This window comes from Flavobacterium sp., assembly GCF_027482425.1.
Taxonomy (GTDB): domain Bacteria; phylum Bacteroidota; class Bacteroidia; order Flavobacteriales; family Flavobacteriaceae; genus Flavobacterium.
On the sequence record NZ_JAIXWA010000073.1, the window covers coordinates 1 to 16,404 of the forward strand.

Consider the following 16,404-nt stretch of genomic DNA (forward strand, 5'->3'; position numbering starts at 1 on the left):
ACTAATCACTAATCACTAATCACTAATCACTAGTCACTAACCACTCATTTATAATTTAAAATTCATAATTCAAAATAACAAATGTCTCCTACCGAAATCGTTCATACCATGCTCTCCAAAGACGCCTTTAGCCAATGGCTTGGGATCAAATTGGTGCACATTGACCACGGGACCTGTACACTGTCACTCACCGTTCGCGAAGAAATGCTCAACGGTTTTGGCATCGCACACGGAGGCATCACCTATGCGTTGGCCGATAGCGCTCTAGCGTTTGCCGCCAACTCCCACGGACGCCAATCGGTAAGTATAGACACGTCAATTAATCATGTGGAACCCCTCAAAGTTGGTGACACCATTATTGCCACCGCGACCGAGGAAGCCCTCAAAAACCGCTTCGGATTCTATGCCGTAGCCCTAACCAAAAACGAAACCACCGTCGCGCTGTTTAAAGGAACCGTGTTCCGAAGCGAACGAGAATGGTAGTTTTTTTAGGAGCTATTCCCGCTTTCGCCTTTATCTCTCCGTTGCACTACGAGGATATCGGCTCAATCGGGGCTAGGGGCTCCTGCTCAAATGAAGTTGAATATTAAAATCGATTGCCTTGAGCAATCCAGGAACATAAACCTATGGAAACCTATATCATCGACGGCCTTCGAACGCCCATCGGAAATTACCAAGGAACCCTCGCAGCGGTTCGCCCGGACGATCTAGCGGCTCACGTCATCAAAGCCTTGGTGGAACGCAATGCACAAATCCCCACAGACGCTTATGCCGATGTGATTTTAGGCTGTGCCAACCAAGCCGGGGAAGACAACCGCAACGTAGCGCGTATGGCGTTATTGTTGGCGGGCTTACCCTATACTGTTCCGGGAGAAACCGTCAACCGTTTGTGTAGCTCTGGACTCTCAGCAGTCATTCACGCACACCGCGCCATTCAAGCCGGCGACGGAAAAGTGTTTATTGCCGGGGGTGTGGAAAACATGACCCGCGGACCCTTAGTGGTGTCCAAGCCTTCAGCCGCCTATGGCACCGACAGCAAAATGTATGATTCCAGCTTCGGATGGCGTTTCATCAATCCCAAAATGCACGAAATGTACGGCACCGATGCCATGGGAGAAACCGCTGAAAACTTAGTGGATTTGTATCAAATTTCACGCGAAGACCAAGATGCCTTCGCCTTACATAGTCAGCAGAAAGCCACCGCAGCACAACAAAGCGGTCGCTTGGCGCAAGAAATTGCTCCGGTAACGATTCCCCAACGCAAAGGCGATCCCATCGTGTTTGCCAAGGATGAGTTCATCAAACCCAGTTCGTCCCTAGAAGGATTGGCCAAACTCCGTCCTGCCTTCCGCAAAGATGGTAGCGTAACTGCTGGAAATGCTTCTGGATTGAATGATGGTGCGGCAGCCTTGATTGTCGCTTCGAGCGAGGCCGTTGCGGAATACGGATTAAAACCCTTAGCCCGAATCGTGAGTTCGGCCGTAGTAGGGGTTGAACCGCGTATTATGGGTATCGGACCCGTAGAGGCGAGTAAGCAAGCCTTAGCGAAAGCGGGTTTAACATTAGAACAAATGGATATTATCGAATTGAACGAAGCCTTTGCCGCACAAAGTATTGCGTGCATCCGTGCGTTGGGATTAGCCGATAACGATCCACGCATCAACCCGAATGGTGGGGCTATAGCGATCGGTCACCCACTAGGGGTAACGGGTGCGCGAATTGCCTATTCTGCCGCCTTGGAATTGCAGCAAACGGGTAAACAATATGCCTTAATTACCATGTGTATTGGCGTAGGACAGGGGTATGCAGTAATTATCGAGCGTGCGTAAAGAACTCCGCCGATGCGGTTTAGCCCCGATAGGAGCGGCATCCCCGTAACGCAGTGGAGGGATACAGCGGATAGCGGGACATATGGAGTAAAAAGCACCAAACGTTGTGCTCCAAAAAAATAAAAAACAAAAGACGTAAGTCGTCAAAAGATATCGTATGAATACAATTCAACATTACGTTTTAGGTCAGTGGACCAGCGCCACTGGTTCGGGTATGCCTACCTATGATGCGGTGACAGGCGAGTTTATCGCAGAAACCTCTGTAGAAGGCTTGGATATTCCGGCTATTTTGCACTATGGTCGCACCAAAGGCGGCGCGCAATTGCGTAAAATGACGTTTCAAGAGCGCGGGAATAGGCTCAAAAGTTTGGCGCTCTACTTGAACAAACGCAAAGAACAATTTTATGACTTGAGTTACCGCACCGGGGCAACCCGCGTCGATAGCTGGATTGATATTGAAGGCGGTTTTGGAAACCTATTTGCCAATGCTTCCCTTCGTAAATTATTCCCTAATCAACCCTACCACGTAGAGGGCGATCCCATCGACTTGTCGCGCGGCGGTCGTTTTATGGCGCATCACATCATGGTGCCCAAAAAAGGGGTGGCGATTCACATCAATGCGTTCAACTTCCCGATTTGGGGAATGTTGGAGAAATGCGCGGTCAACTGGATGGCGGGCATGCCTGCTGTGGTTTTACCCGCACCTTCCACGTCGTATTTGACAGAAGCGGTTGTGCGTGAAATCATTGCGTCGAACATCCTTCCAGAAGGCGCGTTGCAACTCATTTGCGGTACCGCCACGAACATTTTTGATACGGTTGAAAGTCAGGACGTGATTACCTTCACGGGTTCGGCAGCTACCGGACGTAAGTTGAAAGCCCATCCTCGTATCATTGAAGAAGCCGTTCCGTTTACGATGGAAGCGGATTCGTTGAATGCCTCTATCTTAGGCGCAGATGCCGTGCCGGGTACCCCCGAATTTGATTTATTCATCAACCAAGCGCGTAGCGAAATAACGGTGAAGGCCGGACAGAAATGTACCGCTATTCGCCGTATGATTGTTCCTGAAAATTTGATGGACGACGTACAAAATGCCTTGGCCAAATCTTTAGATAAAGTCACGATTGGTGACCCACGCCTCAAAGAAGTGCGCATGGGGGCTTTGGTAAGCAAACACCAAGTTGAAGTACTCAAAAGTCGTGTCAATGAACTGGCACAACACAGTCAGTTGGTGTATGGTGGCGATTGGGATAACATTGCCCTTCAAGGTGCCGATTTACAAGGGGCTTTCGTGGCACCCGTTCTGTTGCGTCAAGACCGTCCTTTCGAACATACCGCAGTCCACGAAATCGAGGCTTTCGGACCGGTGTCGACAATCATGCCGTACAAGAATTTGGACGAAGCCATCGAATTGGCCCAAATGGGGAAAGGCTCGTTAGTATCTTCTATTGTGACCAATTCCGATGAAATTGCGAAAGACTATGTGGTCAATGCTGCGTCACACCACGGACGTATTTTAGTGCTTAACCGTGAAAACGCCAAACAAAGCACGGGTCACGGTTCGCCCCTTCCGTTATTAGTGCATGGCGGTCCCGGTCGTGCGGGTGGCGGGGAAGAAATGGGTGGTGTGCGCGGTATCAAGCATTATATGCAACGCTGTGCGATTCAAGGTTCGCCCACCACATTAACCGAAATCACCGGAATCTACCAAGCGAATGCGAAGTACAAAGAAGCCGACCAACATCCGTTCCAATACCATTGGGAGGATATCCAACCCGGAATGTCGTTGAAAACGCACAAGCGTACGATTACCGATACCGATATCATCAACTTTGCGAATTTAACCTGGGATCATTTCTATGCCCATACCGATATCACGTCGTTGGACGGAAGTATTTTCGAAAAGCGTACGGCCCACGGCTACTTTATTTTGTCGGCGGCAGCAGGCTTGTTCGTGTATCCCAACAAAGGACCAGTGGCGGCCAATTACGGTTTGGAAGAATGCCGTTTCTTACGTCCGTTGTACCATAATGATACGGTGTATGTGCGACTCACGTGCAAGCAGAAAATCGAGCGTGATGTGGCTTCAGCCGAACATCCAAGTGGGATTGTAAAATGGTTTGTTGAAGTCTTTGACAGTGAAGACGAATTGGTAGCGGTGGCTACGATTCTGACCATGGTGCAGAAGAAACAAACCGTATTTACCGAAATGACTACCGCTAAAATTCAAGAATGTTTGGATCGATTGACGGAAGCTTCGCAACCGAAATGGGGGATTCTTACCGCCCAACATTTGATCGAACATTTGGAAGAAGGCTACCGCATTATGTCGGGTGAAAAGCAAGATTTCGAGATTGTGACGCCGGAGAAGATTTTGGATAAAGTGCACCACTCGTTATACAATTACGAACCCTTCCCTAAAGGAACCGCGTTCCCAACGATGAAGAAAGGCGAGTTGGAAGACTTGATCCACCCGGATCTCGCTACCGCCAAAGCCAAATTCTGGGAAGCGCGCGAGGCTTATGTAACGTTCTTCAAGCAAAACCCCGAAGCCGTGATGAAGAATATGGTCTTTGGTCATTTGAACCGCTACGAGAGTTATTTGCTCGAACGCAAACATTTGAACCACCATTTTGAACAGTTTGATCTACTGTAAGAATTGGGAGCTATTTCCCGCTTTCGCCTTTATCTCTCCGCTCCGCTGCGAGGATATCGGCTCTATCGGGGCTAATGCTTTAGCGAAGCAAGAAGATAGATGCTATTAACTGAATACTGAATACTGAATACTGAATACTGATCACTGTATACTGAACACTGAACACTGATCACTGAAAACGGAAAGAAATGGAACCTTACGTAAAACATAACATACAAGAAAACATTGCTACGATTGAGTTTTTTCATCCGGAGCAAAATTCCCTGCCAGGAGTGGTGTTAGCCGAATTGGCACAAACGATTACCGAAGTGGGCAACCGCGAAGACGTGAAAGTCATTATTTTACAAAGTGGTGGCGACCGTACATTTTGTGCGGGGGCGAGTTTCAAGGAACTCATCGCTATTAATGATGCCGCCACCGGAAAAGTATTTTTCTCGGGTTTTGCGAATGTCATCAATGCGATGCGCAAATGTCCGAAGTTTATCATCGGACGGATTCAAGGAAAAACCGTAGGCGGTGGCGTAGGGATTGCTGCAGCAACCGACTATTGTATGGCCACCCAGTTTGCAGCGATTAAGTTGAGCGAACTCAATGTGGGAATCGGACCCTTTGTGGTGTCGCCCGCCATTGAACGCAAAATGGGTGTTTCGGCTACCTCGCAAATCGCGATTGATGCCAATACGTTTTATGAAGCGTCATGGGCGCGTGAGAAAGGATTGTTTGCACAAGTTTTTCCTTCATTGGAAGAATTGGATACCGCCGTTTGGGCTTTTGCACAACACCTTTGTACCTACAATCCTGAAGCCATGCTGGAGATGAAGAAAGTCTTCTGGCGCGGCACCGACGATTGGGATACCCTACTCGCCGAACGCGCAGCCATCAGCGGCCGTTTGGTATTGAGTGAGTTTACGAAGCAAAAATTGGAGAAGTTTAAATAGAAGCAAGACCGCTTCGCTGCAAGAGCAAAGACCGCTTCGCTGAAAGAACAAGGTGGTTGCGATACTAAGATTTCTTTTTTCTTGCAATGCAATGGTCTTTATTCTTTAATCTAAAAACTATGATTTATTCATTCAAAGGGTTCATCCCCGTTATTCACGAGAGTAGTTTTATTCACCCGCAGGCTTCGGTGACGGGGAATGTGATTATTGGGAAAAACGTGTATGTTGGACCCGGGGCTGCTATCCGTGGGGATTGGGGCGAAATCATCATTGAAGACGGGTGTAATGTGCAAGAGAATTGTACGCTACACATGTTTCCAGGAAAGACGATGGTCTTGAAAGCGGGTGCGCATATTGGTCATGGCGTCATTATTCACGGTGCTAATGTGGGCGCCAATTGCTTGATTGGGATGAATGCCGTGTTGATGGATGATGTAAACGTGGGCGATGAATGTATCATCGGGGCGTTGGCGTTTGTCAAAGCGGGGATGCAGATTCCGAATCGGAAGATGGTGGTTGGGAATCCAGCAGAAATCATTAAAGACGTTTCGGATGAAATGATTGCTTGGAAAACCAAAGGAACACAGTTGTACCAACAGTTGCCCCAAGAATGTTATGAAACGCTACAGGCGGTCGAACCTTTGCGAGAAATCCCTAAAGACCGACCCACGCAAGAAGCGTTTTATACCACTTTAGAAGAATTTAAAAAAAAGTAAGCAGTCGCAGTCGCAGTGTTCAGTGAATATTGCGGTTGTACCTGTAACTGAATAGAACAAGAATGATTATAGAATTCAAAATGCCCAAGCTGGGTGAAAGTATTGCAGAAGCCACCGTTATCAGTTGGTTGAAAAATGTCGGGGATTATATCGCGGCCGAAGAGACCCTTTTGGAAGTCGCCACCGACAAAGTAGACAGCGAGGTGCCGTCACCCGTTTCGGGCGTGATCAAGGAAATTCGTTTTCAAAAGAACGATTTGGTTGCCGTGGGAACCGTGATGGCGTTGATTGAAGCAACGGGTGAGCAAGCTCAGTCGCAGTCGCAGTCTCAGTCTCAGTCGCAGCAGTCGGCACAAGTGGCCGAACCGAGTTCGCCCTATACCTCCACCGCACCTTCATCCGTGGCGCAATTGCGTCAGGGTGGCACCACCTTTTTGTCGCCGCTCATCATTAGCATCGCACAAAAAGAAAACCTATCGATAGAAGAATTGCAGTTGATTCCGGGTTCAGGAGCTGACGGTCGTTTGCAAAAAAGCGATGTGTACCAGTATTTGAAAATCCGAAAATATCCGGTGCAAAGCAAACCCATGGTTCAAAGTCCACCGACGTCTTCTTACCCTAAACCGAAAATCAATTATACCGAGGGGAAAGATTATATCATCGAAATGGACCGTATGCGCAAGATGATTGCCGATCATATGGTGTATTCGAAGCAAACCTCACCGCACGTAACTTCGTATTTGGAGATTGACGTGACCAACTTGGTGGCGTGGCGTACTACCCACAAAGAGGCGTTTCAGGCCAAAACCGGGCAGAAGTTAACCTTCACACCGCTTTTCGTAGAGGCCGTTGCTAAAGCAATTCAAGCCTATCCGTTGATTAATGTGGCCGTAGAAGATACCAAAATTTATGTCCGCAAAGACATCAACATCGGGATGGCGACCGCTTTACCAACGGGGAATTTGATTGTCCCCGTAGTGCGTAATGCCGATACCAAAGATTTAGCTGCCTTAGCTTCTGATGTGAATCAACTCGCCGAAAGTGCGCGCACCAATACCTTAAAACCCGAACAAATTCAAGGGAGTACCTTCACCATTTCCAATGTGGGTACCTTCGGGAGTTTGATGGGAACACCCATTATCAACCAACCCGAAGTGGCAATCTTAGCTTTTGGCATCATCAAAAAACGTCCCGAGGTGATTACCACCGCAAAAGGGGATGAGATTGCCATTCGCAGTATGATGTTCCTCTCTCTATCGTTTGACCACCGCGTGGTGGATGGCTTTCTAGGTGGCTCTTTCCTGCGTAAGGTGGGCGATTACCTCGAACAATTTGACACCAATACAACCTACTAAATAAAGAATGAGACCAATGACGCAAGAAATAAAAATCACGAAAGTAGCGCAGTCGCAAGCGGCCGGCGTGGATTTTCACAACATTGTCATGGGAACGCGATTTAGCGACCACATGTTTATCTGTGACTATGAAAATGGCGCGTGGCACAACCCGCGTGTCGAACCCTTAGCCTTGATTCCAACACATCCAGCCGCCATGGCGTTGCATTACGGTCAGGCGATATTTGAAGGGATGAAAGCCACCCTCGGTCAAGACGGAACGCCGTTGTTGTTTCGCCCCGAAGAAAATGCCAAGCGCTTAAACCACAGTGCCGATCGAATGGGAATGCCTGCCTTTCCCGAAGATTTGTTTGTGGAAGCGTTGAAACAATTTGTGGCCATTGAGAAAGCATGGATTCCAACGCAAGAGGGAAGCGCCCTGTATTTACGTCCGTTTATGTATGCCGATGAACCATTTATTGGGATGCGTGCGGCCACAACCTATAAGTTTATTATCATGGCTTCACCGGCAGGTCCTTTCTTTAGTCGGAAGATAAAACTCTATGCCGAGAAGAAATACGTGCGCGCAGTCAACGGTGGAACCGGAGAAGCCAAAGCAGCCGGAAATTATGCGGCAGCGATTCGTCCCACCGAATATGCCAAAGCGAAAGGCTACGACCAAGTCTTGTGGTTGGACGCCCACGATTTCAATTACATCCAAGAAGTTGGAACGATGAACATCTTCTTTAAAGTGGATGGGAAATTCATCACGCCGAACTTGAGCGGTTCCATTTTGAATGGGATTACCCGCATGAGTGTGATTGACTTATTGCGTCATAAAGGCTATGAAGTCACCGAGCGTCCGATAACCATGGACGAAATCAAAGCGGCCCATGCGGCTGGACTCCTCGAAGAAGCCTTTGGTACCGGAACCGCTGTAGGTATTGCCATGGTGGAGGAAATCGGGAATAATGATTTCACGTTGACCTTACCCGAAGCCAATCCCGTTTCGCACATGGTCAACGATACCTTAAATGCGATGAAAGTACAACAAGAAGCCGATCCGTTTGGATGGATTGTGCCCGCTCAATAATTTGCGCTTGACGCACCCCATGGATATGTTAGATAAAAAAATACTTGAAAAAGCGTTTACGACCTTAGTGACGGCTAAAACAATGGCCGAATGGTACGAAGCGAATTTTAAAACCGTTTCCAAATACGTACACGCCACCTCACGCGGTCATGAAGCGATTCAGATTGCGGTAGCGATGCAACTAGGTCCCCAAGATTATGCCTTTCCGTATTACCGTGATGACGCGATGTTGTTGGGAATCGGAATGCAACCCTATGATTTGATGTTGCAATTGCTAGCAAAGCGTGACGATCCGTTTTCTGGGGGTCGGACGTATTACTGCCACCCGAGTTTGCGCGATGCCGATAAACCCAAGATTCCGCACCAGTCCTCTGCGACGGGGATGCAAGCGATTCCGGCGACGGGCGCAGCGATGGGATTTTGGTACAAAGAAAATTGCCCCCCGACCCCCGAAGGGGGAGGATTTGAGGGCGAGATTCCCGCATTGGGGGCAAGGGGGCTGGTGGTTTGTTCGCTTGGTGATGCTTCGGTGACGGAGGGTGAGATTGCGGAAGCATTTCAAATGGCGGCGTTGAAGCAGTTGCCGATACTGTATTTGGTACAAGATAACGGCTGGGATATTTCGGCGAATGCCAAAGAAACCCGAGCCCAAAATGCGTTTGAGTATGCAAAGGGCTTCCATGGTTTGGAGGCGATTAGCATTGATGGCGCGAATTTTATAGAAAGTTATACCGCACTGGAACAAGTAATCCAAACGATACGTACCGAACGCCGTCCGTTTTTGGTACACGCCAAAGTACCGTTGCTCAACCACCACACTTCGGGTGTGCGGATGGAATGGTACCGCGACGATTTGGACGAAGCGCGTTCGCGGGATCCCTATCCCGTGTTATGGCAACAAATGCGGGAAGCGGGTTTCACGGAAAGCGATTTAAAAGCGATCGAAGCAGCGGTACTCCAACAAGTGGAAGCCGATTACGAAAAGGCGTTGGCGGCAGAAGACCCTCGCCCGGAGGATTTGTTTACGCATGATTTTGCCCCTACACCGATTACAGAGGAAGTGGGCGAGCGTTGTCCAGAGCGCGAAGATAAAGTCGTGATGGTGGATTGTGCTTTGTTTGCCGTAGAAGAACTGATGAAACAGCATCCCGAATGTTTGTTGTACGGTCAAGACGTAGGTGGACGCTTGGGCGGTGTATTCCGTGAAGCGGCGACCTTGGCGCAGAAGTTTGGCGACAACCGGGTATTTAATACGCCCATTCAAGAAGCCTTTATTGTAGGATCTACGGTGGGAATGTCGGCCGTTGGTTTAAAGCCCATCGTTGAGGTACAGTTTGCCGATTACATTTGGCCGGGCTTGAACCAGTTGTTTACGGAGGTGAGTCGTTCCAATTACTTAACGAATGGAAAGTGGCCGGTGAGTATGATCTTGCGCGTTCCGATTGGAGCGTATGGCAGTGGCGGACCCTATCACTCGTCGTCGGTGGAGAGTGTGTTGACCAATATTCGGGGGATTAAGATTGCCTACCCAAGTAACGGGGCGGACTTGAAGGGCTTGCTGAAAGCGGCCTATTATGACCCGAATCCCGTCGTGATTTTGGAACACAAAGGCTTGTACTGGAGTAAGGTAAAAGGCACGGATATGGCGCGGGTGAACGAACCTTCGGAAGACTATGTGTTACCATTTGGAAAAGCAAATATTGTACAAGAAATATGGCCCCAAGAAACCCAAGAGACCGTTACGGTGATTACCTACGGGATGGGGGTGCATTGGGCATTGAACGCTTCAGCGGGTATGACGAACCAGGTGGAGATTGTGGACTTGCGTACGCTGTATCCTCTGGATGAAGAAACGATTTTCAAATCAGTACGTAAGGCGAAGAAATGTTTGGTGGTGACGGAAGAGCCGGTGAACAATTCGTTTGCCCGGAGTTTGGCGGGTCGTATTCAAGAGGAGTGTTTCCGCGACTTGGATGCGCCAGTAATGGTCATTGGTTCTGAAAACTTACCCGCGATCCCGTTGAACAGCACGCTGGAACAAACAATGATTCCGAATGCGGAGAAGGTGCGGGTGAAGATAGAGGAGCTGTTGCAGTATTAGTTTCAGGTTTCAAGTTTCAAGTTTCAGGTTTCAAGTTGGATTTTTTTTAAACATTAAGAAATAAGAGTTGTTTTAAGTGGCTTAAGAGCTTAATTCTCTTAATGGTTCATTTAGTATATAGCGACTTTTTTTTAACCGCAAAGTGGCAAAGAATTCGCAAAGTTCGCGAAGTTTTTAAGGGGAGGAAGGCGCTGCGCTTTTTTGAGTTTCAGGTTTGAAGTTTCAAGTTGTGGTGTAAAAGCTTAATTCTCTTAATGGTTCATTTAGTATATAGCGACTTTTTTTAACCGCAAAGTGGCAAAGAATTCGCAAAGTTCGCGAAGTTTTTAAAGGGGAGGAAGGCGCTGCGCTTTTGGTAAGTTTCAGGTTTGAAGTTTCAAGTTTCAAGTTTCAGGTTGGGGTGTTATGAGGACGTATGTGGGATTGCGGGAGGAAAAGTTTAAAAAAGTGTAATGGAGTAAATTGTCGTTTCGATTACTAAGGAGCTCTACAACGTCCTGTTTGTCATTTCGACGAAGGAGAAATCCCATTCGATTCTTCACGCAACGATTGAAACCCATGGTAAAAATTAAATCCATCAAAATAAAAAACCACTTTTTTGGGAGGTATTTGTTGGATTTCTTCAGCTTGTTTTATTTCTTCAGTCATAAGTGCATATAAAAAAAAGCTCCCAGTAGGAGCAGGTTCATAATACTGAGATTATGAGGTGGCGTTAATATGTAGCAAAAATAAAACTATTTTTATAAAAACAATTTTTTTTAGAGTTCTAAAAAAATACCGCTAAGGTTCCGCCACTACCTGACAGTGGTGAACAAAGTAAAACAAGTATTTCTTCCTAATATACGTTTTTCGAAAAAAAACATCAACTTTATACGCTCCATCCATAGCCGTAACTAACTATTATGCCCATGGAAAGAAGCATAGCATGAGGGATTATCATGGCTCCGAAGTCGGGAGGCTGGAGAGCGGGGTTTGGATTGACGTATTGTTTTTGAATCAAGTATGTTGCCAACTGTATGGGATTTCTCCTTCGTCGAAATGACAACAAGACGGGGTATTTTTTTAGCTAGCTAAAAACCTTTCTGCGCAAATTTTTCGCGCGAAGGGAGCCTGCCTGCCGGCAAAGGCAGGAAATCCCATTCCATTCTTCACGCAACGGTTGAAATTTGGAATTTGGAATTTGGATTTTTGTTTTTTTTAAATTTTAAGGTTGTTGTGCTATGTGAATGCCTGTGGATTGGTGGAGGAGGGTAAAAGTTTATATAGATGTTGAAACAGGTGCGTTTTTAAAGGAACAATTAGGGGATTAGTGGCTCAGTAGTTACTGAACGGGGTAGTTTTGTAGCCACGAAGTACGGAGGATTCGTAGAGTGGGTCGACGGTGCACTATTATTTACAAAAGTTAGATTTAAACTTTCCGGGTTCGTATTCGTATAAAATTTCTCTAAAATCAAAAATATCTGAATCTAAATCCGACTGGGGAATATTTTTATATTTTATTTTTGAATGGTTTTCATTTACAAAACGCCTCCACAATTTAAGTTCTTCAAGGGTTGGGTAATACACTATTCCAACATAAGTTCCATCGACATTTTTTGGATAAATTCCAGTTAAGCAAGCAATGGAATTTGGCAATTTAATATTGTAACCAGCTCCTTTTTCAATCTGTTCAATTTGTGATAGTATTTCGTCTGCTGCGCTTTTATATTTCAAATTCTGTGAAAAGCCAACTGAAAAAAAAAGAAGTGATATGAACGTATAAATTCTATTCATCCTGTTGAAGTTATATTTGATTTTTCGGATTTGCGTTCTCATTGCCGCTGTCAGTTGACCAAGTCTAATTTATTTGTAATCTAATTGCAAATTAAAAATAATCCCAGAATTTCCACTTGGGCTTTTCCTATTACGTAAAAATAAAGAAGTGGAGTGGATGGTGCTTCGAAGTCAGGAGACTTCGTAGAGTGGGGTAGTGATCTAGTAGTTGTTGCTACTAAGTCAGGAGACTTCGCAGAGCGGGGGTAAGGAAAAAGTTGCTGAGTTGCTGAGATGCTGAGCCTTCAGTGCTAGATGAAGTAAATACAAAAGAGGGGGCGTGGTGGTATTAGGTAAGGACTTCAGAAATTTGTTGCTTCATGTTGGGTATTTTATTTTTTATAACATCCCAAACAATAGTATAATTAACACCCATGTAATCATGAATTAAGCGGTCTCTCATTCCCGCCATATTTTTCCATGGGATAGTATTCCATTTAACTTTAAAATCGGCAGGGATTTTTTTAGTTGCTTCACCAATAATTTCCAAGCTTCTAACAATAGCTCTTTAAAGGGTTTCATCATTTAAAAAAACATCGTATTCCAAATCGCTACTAACAGAAATGATGTAGGTACATTCATCAAGAATATGTCTTAGGTATTCTTTTGGTTCTTTAGACATATAGAACTTCATTTAAGATTTTCGGACCAATATAGGGACTCAATCCATTTTTAGTTACCACTTCAATTTTTTTATTCTTGAAAATTTTTTCAAACAAATCACAGGCTGCCATATAGTTGTCGAAGTTTTCTTTCTCTGGTTCAAAATCAATCAACAAGTCGATATCACTTTCTATTGATTGTTCTCCATGGAGGTATGAACCAAAAAGACCAACGCTACGAATACCAAACTTCGTAAGTTTTAATTTGTTGGATTTCAACGTTTTTAATATGTGCTCTTTTGTTGTCATGAGTAACTTTGTCAAATATACAAAAGATTGTTTTCTGAATAAGAAGGTGGTTGAAAATTACCAAGAGCGTTGCATAAGGGAAAAGGGGCTGAGCTACTGAGCTTCTATGCTTCTGAGCGGGGTAGGGCTACAGGCGAAATCAGGCGTTTGTTCATGGTGTGGGATGGGTACTTAAAAGTACAAAAAAACCGAAGCAGTTGGTGTGCTTCGGTTGATGGTATGTGTTGTACTTATTTGTTTTTTAACTGCGGAGGATATTCCGCTAAGATTTGAGTCACAAACTCCTTAATGTTCTCGTCCTTTTTCTCCGTACGTTGAGTCAACTCGCCTTCGCCCACGCCTTGCCAAATCAGTTCTTTCGTTTTGGCATCTCTGAAGTCAATGGTCAGTTTTCCCTCGACATACTGGTACACATTGTTGAAGCCACCGCCCCAACCCCAAGCGCCCCAGCCCCAGCCCCAGCCCCAACCCCACATGGGCGATTGGATAACATCGACTTGCTCTTTCTCTTGGGTGAAAATGGACACAATTAAATCGGGAGTCTCACTTTTGGTGAAGCCTTTCGTAGCCATCACTTCGTCAATCGAACGTAAAATACGCCGCTTGTCCAAGTCCGAAATGGCCGCTTTGTCAATAGTCGCTTTTTGATAAGCATAGGTCTTGTACTGACTAAACTTGACATTCTTATCATAGTCAGCATTCACCCGAATGGTACTACAGGACGTTAAGCATAACGCCAAAACTGCGGTGAGTAAAAATATTTTTTTCATAACAATTGGTATTTAAAGTGCAGCTTCTTTCCAAGTGGAAATAGGCTACAACAAGGTTTCGTCTACCAAATGGGGAAGCGTCACTCTCAAAAGCGGTTCCACTTCCATGGCGCGTTTAATCGCAAAAATAGCGCCTTCATTGCGGGCCCAACTGCGGCGGGAAATTCCGTTGTTCACGTCCCAGAACAGCATGGATTTCAGGCGTCTATCGCTATCGGCAGTCCCATCAAGAACCATACCAAAGCCCCCGTTCATTACTTCGCCCCAACCGACACCGCCACCGTTGTGAATCGATACCCAAGTCGCACCTCGGAAACTGTCGCCAATCACATTGTGAATCGCCATGTCGGAGGTAAAACGGGAACCGTCATAAATGTTGGACGTTTCGCGATACGGCGAATCCGTTCCCGAAACATCATGGTGGTCGCGGCCAAGAATGATGTAGCCAATTTCGCCACGGGCAATCGCTTGATTAAAGGCTTCGGCTATTTTCATACGCCCTTCGGCATCAGCATACAAAATGCGGGCTTGTGAACCGACCACTAATTTATTCTCTTGTGCCCCTTTAATCCATTGGATGTTGTCGGCCATCTGCTGACGAATTTCTTCGGGAGCGGTTTCCATGATTTTTTCTAACACCGCACAAGCAATCGCATCGGTTTTCTTTAAGTCTTCGGGATCGCCCGAGGCACAAACCCAACGAAAGGGGCCGAACCCATAGTCAAAACACATCGGACCCATAATGTCTTGCACGTAGCTCGGGAATTTGAATTCGCGACCCAACGTCGGATGGTCGTTCATTACATCTGCCCCAGCACGGGATGCTTCGAGTAGGAAGGCGTTGCCATAGTCAAAGAAATAAGTGCCTTTGGTCGTGTGCTTGTTAATGGCTGCGGCATGGCGACGGAGTGTTTTTTGGACTTCCTCGCGGAATTTCTCGGGTTGGTTAGCCATCAACGCATTGGATTCCTCAAAGCTGTATCCCATCGGGTAATAACCGCCCGCCCACGGATTGTGCAGCGAGGTTTGGTCAGAACCCAAATCGATGTGAATGTTTTCGGCATCAAAACGTTCCCATACATCGACGATGTTGCCTAGGTAAGCGATAGATACTACTTCTTTGGTTTCTTGGGCTGTACGCACGCGAGAGACGAGTGCGTTGATATCTTCAATAATCTCATGAATCCAACCTTGTTCGTGGCGGATGCGGGTGATTTTGGGGTTGACTTCAGCACAAACCGTAATACAACCGGCAATGGTGCCTGCTTTGGGTTGCGCACCGCTCATGCCGCCTAGCCCCGAGGTGACAAAAAGGTTGCCACTCGGACTCTTTTTGATTTTACGGAAGCCGTTGAGTACGGTAATGGTGGTGCCATGCACGATTCCTTGGGGTCCGATGTACATATAACTCCCCGCGGTCATTTGTCCGTATTGGGTAACCCCCAGTGCGTTGAATTTTTCCCAGTCATCGGGTTTGGAGTAGTTGGGGATCATCATGCCGTTGGTCACCACCACGCGCGGAGCATCTTTGTGCGATGGGAAGAGACCCATAGGGTGCCCCGAATACATGACAAGCGTTTGCTCGTCGGTCATTTCGGCCAAATATTTTAGAGTAAGGCGGTATTGCGCCCAGTTTTGGAACACGGCACCGTTACCTCCGTAGGTAATTAATTCATGCGGGTGTTGCGCTACAGCATAATCCAGGTTGTTTTGGATCATGAGCATGATGGCTTTGGCCTGCTCGCTTTTGCCAGGGTATTCCGAAAGGGGTCGGGCATACATGCGGTAGTCGGGACGCAGGCGGTACATGTAAATGCGGCCGTAGGTCTCAAGCTCCTGTTTGAATTCAGGAATAAGTTCGGCATGTTGCTGCGGTTCAAAATAGCGCAAGGCATTTTGGAGCGCCAACTTTTTCTCTTCGTCGTTTAAGATTTCTTTGCGTTTGGGCGCGTGATTGATAGCCGCATCATACGGTTTCGGTTGGGGTAAAACCTTTGGGATTCCCTCGAGTATTTGTTCGTGAAAGGTCATTAATTTAATGTCTTGGTTTGTTGGTTTGTTTGTTTTGTCGAATGTCGCCCGTGCTTTTATCAAAACCATAGGGGCAATGGCGGCACCCCGATTTGCAACAGTACCCTCGCTTTAAGTGGTAGCGTTCGGTAAAAACACGAAATCCTTCGGGACTGAGATAAAAATCTTCGCCTTCTTTAAGATTATTCGGGTGGAGAGCGTCATTCATACCTA

15 protein-coding genes are annotated in these 16,404 nt (G+C 46.6%); 8 read left to right on the forward strand and 7 right to left on the reverse strand.

Features of this window, described 5'->3' with window-relative positions; translation table 11 throughout:
• Window positions 1-81: 81 nt before the first annotated feature.
• From Q0037_RS10605 to Q0037_RS10640, 8 genes are all read left to right on the forward strand, one after another.
• Window positions 82-483: a PaaI family thioesterase gene (locus Q0037_RS10605; RefSeq protein ID WP_297518098.1), complete on the forward strand. Its 402-nt coding sequence runs from the start codon at window positions 82-84 to the stop codon at window positions 481-483.
• Window positions 484-626: 143 nt separating this feature from the next.
• On the forward strand, window positions 627-1,829 hold the full coding sequence (gene pcaF / locus Q0037_RS10610; protein ID WP_297518100.1) for a 3-oxoadipyl-CoA thiolase: 1,203 nt from the start codon (window positions 627-629) through the stop codon (window positions 1,827-1,829).
• Between the two features lie 157 nt (window positions 1,830-1,986).
• A complete protein-coding gene (paaZ, locus tag Q0037_RS10615; RefSeq protein WP_297518103.1) occupies window positions 1,987-4,485 on the forward strand; it encodes a phenylacetic acid degradation bifunctional protein PaaZ in 2,499 nt (832 codons plus the stop codon).
• 188 nt (window positions 4,486-4,673) lie between these two features.
• Window positions 4,674-5,423: an enoyl-CoA hydratase/isomerase family protein gene (locus Q0037_RS10620; RefSeq protein WP_297518106.1), complete on the forward strand. Its 750-nt coding sequence runs from the start codon at window positions 4,674-4,676 to the stop codon at window positions 5,421-5,423.
• 119 nt (window positions 5,424-5,542) lie between these two features.
• Window positions 5,543-6,139 carry a transferase hexapeptide repeat family protein gene (locus tag Q0037_RS10625; RefSeq protein ID WP_297518109.1) on the forward strand — a complete coding sequence of 199 codons (597 nt, stop codon included), beginning with the start codon at window positions 5,543-5,545 and terminating at the stop codon, window positions 6,137-6,139.
• 62 nt (window positions 6,140-6,201) lie between these two features.
• Window positions 6,202-7,494 (forward strand): dihydrolipoamide acetyltransferase family protein, encoded by a 1,293-nt coding sequence (locus Q0037_RS10630; RefSeq protein WP_297518112.1) that lies wholly within the window; start codon window positions 6,202-6,204, stop codon window positions 7,492-7,494.
• Window positions 7,495-7,510: 16 nt separating this feature from the next.
• Entirely contained in the window at window positions 7,511-8,566 is a 1,056-nt protein-coding gene (locus Q0037_RS10635) for a branched-chain amino acid aminotransferase (protein WP_297518115.1), read from the forward strand.
• Window positions 8,567-8,585: 19 nt separating this feature from the next.
• Entirely contained in the window at window positions 8,586-10,667 is a 2,082-nt protein-coding gene (locus Q0037_RS10640) for a thiamine pyrophosphate-dependent enzyme (protein WP_297518118.1), read from the forward strand.
• Window positions 10,668-11,171: 504 nt separating this feature from the next.
• Here Q0037_RS10640 and Q0037_RS10645 read toward each other — a convergent pair.
• The 7 genes from Q0037_RS10645 to Q0037_RS10675 form a co-directional block, all read right to left on the reverse strand.
• Window positions 11,172-11,315 (reverse strand): hypothetical protein, encoded by a 144-nt coding sequence (locus Q0037_RS10645; protein WP_297518120.1) that lies wholly within the window; start codon window positions 11,313-11,315, stop codon window positions 11,172-11,174.
• A gap of 741 nt (window positions 11,316-12,056) precedes the next feature.
• On the reverse strand, window positions 12,057-12,440 hold the full coding sequence (locus Q0037_RS10650; RefSeq protein ID WP_297518123.1) for a hypothetical protein: 384 nt from the start codon (window positions 12,438-12,440) through the stop codon (window positions 12,057-12,059).
• A 328-nt stretch (window positions 12,441-12,768) separates the two neighbouring features.
• The gene (locus Q0037_RS10655) at window positions 12,769-12,981 is read right to left on the reverse strand and encodes a HepT-like ribonuclease domain-containing protein (protein WP_297518197.1); all 213 of its coding nucleotides are present in this window, start codon (window positions 12,979-12,981) and stop codon (window positions 12,769-12,771) included.
• 112 nt (window positions 12,982-13,093) lie between these two features.
• Window positions 13,094-13,390 carry a nucleotidyltransferase family protein gene (locus tag Q0037_RS10660; RefSeq protein WP_297518126.1) on the reverse strand — a complete coding sequence of 99 codons (297 nt, stop codon included), beginning with the start codon at window positions 13,388-13,390 and terminating at the stop codon, window positions 13,094-13,096.
• A gap of 230 nt (window positions 13,391-13,620) precedes the next feature.
• Window positions 13,621-14,160 carry a DUF4136 domain-containing protein gene (locus Q0037_RS10665; protein WP_297518129.1) on the reverse strand — a complete coding sequence of 180 codons (540 nt, stop codon included), beginning with the start codon at window positions 14,158-14,160 and terminating at the stop codon, window positions 13,621-13,623.
• Between the two features lie 45 nt (window positions 14,161-14,205).
• Window positions 14,206-16,191 carry a urocanate hydratase gene (locus tag Q0037_RS10670; RefSeq protein ID WP_297518132.1) on the reverse strand — a complete coding sequence of 662 codons (1,986 nt, stop codon included), beginning with the start codon at window positions 16,189-16,191 and terminating at the stop codon, window positions 14,206-14,208.
• 4 nt (window positions 16,192-16,195) lie between these two features.
• Window positions 16,196-16,399, reverse strand: coding sequence for a DUF5522 domain-containing protein (locus tag Q0037_RS10675; protein ID WP_297518134.1), 204 nt, complete (start codon window positions 16,397-16,399; stop codon window positions 16,196-16,198).
• Window positions 16,400-16,404: the final 5 nt, after the last annotated feature.

Excerpts from the sequence above, each read along its gene's own strand:
- Q0037_RS10605 (WP_297518098.1), top strand. The coding sequence starts at position 82 with ATGTCTCCTACCGAAATCGTTCATACCATGCTCTCCAAAGACGCCTTT.
- pcaF (WP_297518100.1), top strand. The coding sequence starts at position 627 with ATGGAAACCTATATCATCGACGGCCTTCGAACGCCCATCGGAAATTAC.
- paaZ (WP_297518103.1), top strand. The coding sequence starts at position 1,987 with ATGAATACAATTCAACATTACGTTTTAGGTCAGTGGACCAGCGCCACT.
- Q0037_RS10620 (WP_297518106.1), top strand. The coding sequence starts at position 4,674 with ATGGAACCTTACGTAAAACATAACATACAAGAAAACATTGCTACGATT.
- Q0037_RS10625 (WP_297518109.1), top strand. The coding sequence starts at position 5,543 with ATGATTTATTCATTCAAAGGGTTCATCCCCGTTATTCACGAGAGTAGT.
- Q0037_RS10630 (WP_297518112.1), top strand. The coding sequence starts at position 6,202 with ATGATTATAGAATTCAAAATGCCCAAGCTGGGTGAAAGTATTGCAGAA.
- Q0037_RS10635 (WP_297518115.1), top strand. The coding sequence starts at position 7,511 with ATGACGCAAGAAATAAAAATCACGAAAGTAGCGCAGTCGCAAGCGGCC.
- Q0037_RS10640 (WP_297518118.1), top strand. The coding sequence starts at position 8,586 with ATGGATATGTTAGATAAAAAAATACTTGAAAAAGCGTTTACGACCTTA.
- Q0037_RS10645 (WP_297518120.1), bottom strand. The coding sequence starts at position 11,315 with ATGACTGAAGAAATAAAACAAGCTGAAGAAATCCAACAAATACCTCCC.
- Q0037_RS10650 (WP_297518123.1), bottom strand. The coding sequence starts at position 12,440 with ATGAATAGAATTTATACGTTCATATCACTTCTTTTTTTTTCAGTTGGC.
- Q0037_RS10660 (WP_297518126.1), bottom strand. The coding sequence starts at position 13,390 with ATGACAACAAAAGAGCACATATTAAAAACGTTGAAATCCAACAAATTA.
- Q0037_RS10665 (WP_297518129.1), bottom strand. The coding sequence starts at position 14,160 with ATGAAAAAAATATTTTTACTCACCGCAGTTTTGGCGTTATGCTTAACG.
- Q0037_RS10670 (WP_297518132.1), bottom strand. The coding sequence starts at position 16,191 with ATGACCTTTCACGAACAAATACTCGAGGGAATCCCAAAGGTTTTACCC.
- Q0037_RS10675 (WP_297518134.1), bottom strand. The coding sequence starts at position 16,399 with ATGAATGACGCTCTCCACCCGAATAATCTTAAAGAAGGCGAAGATTTT.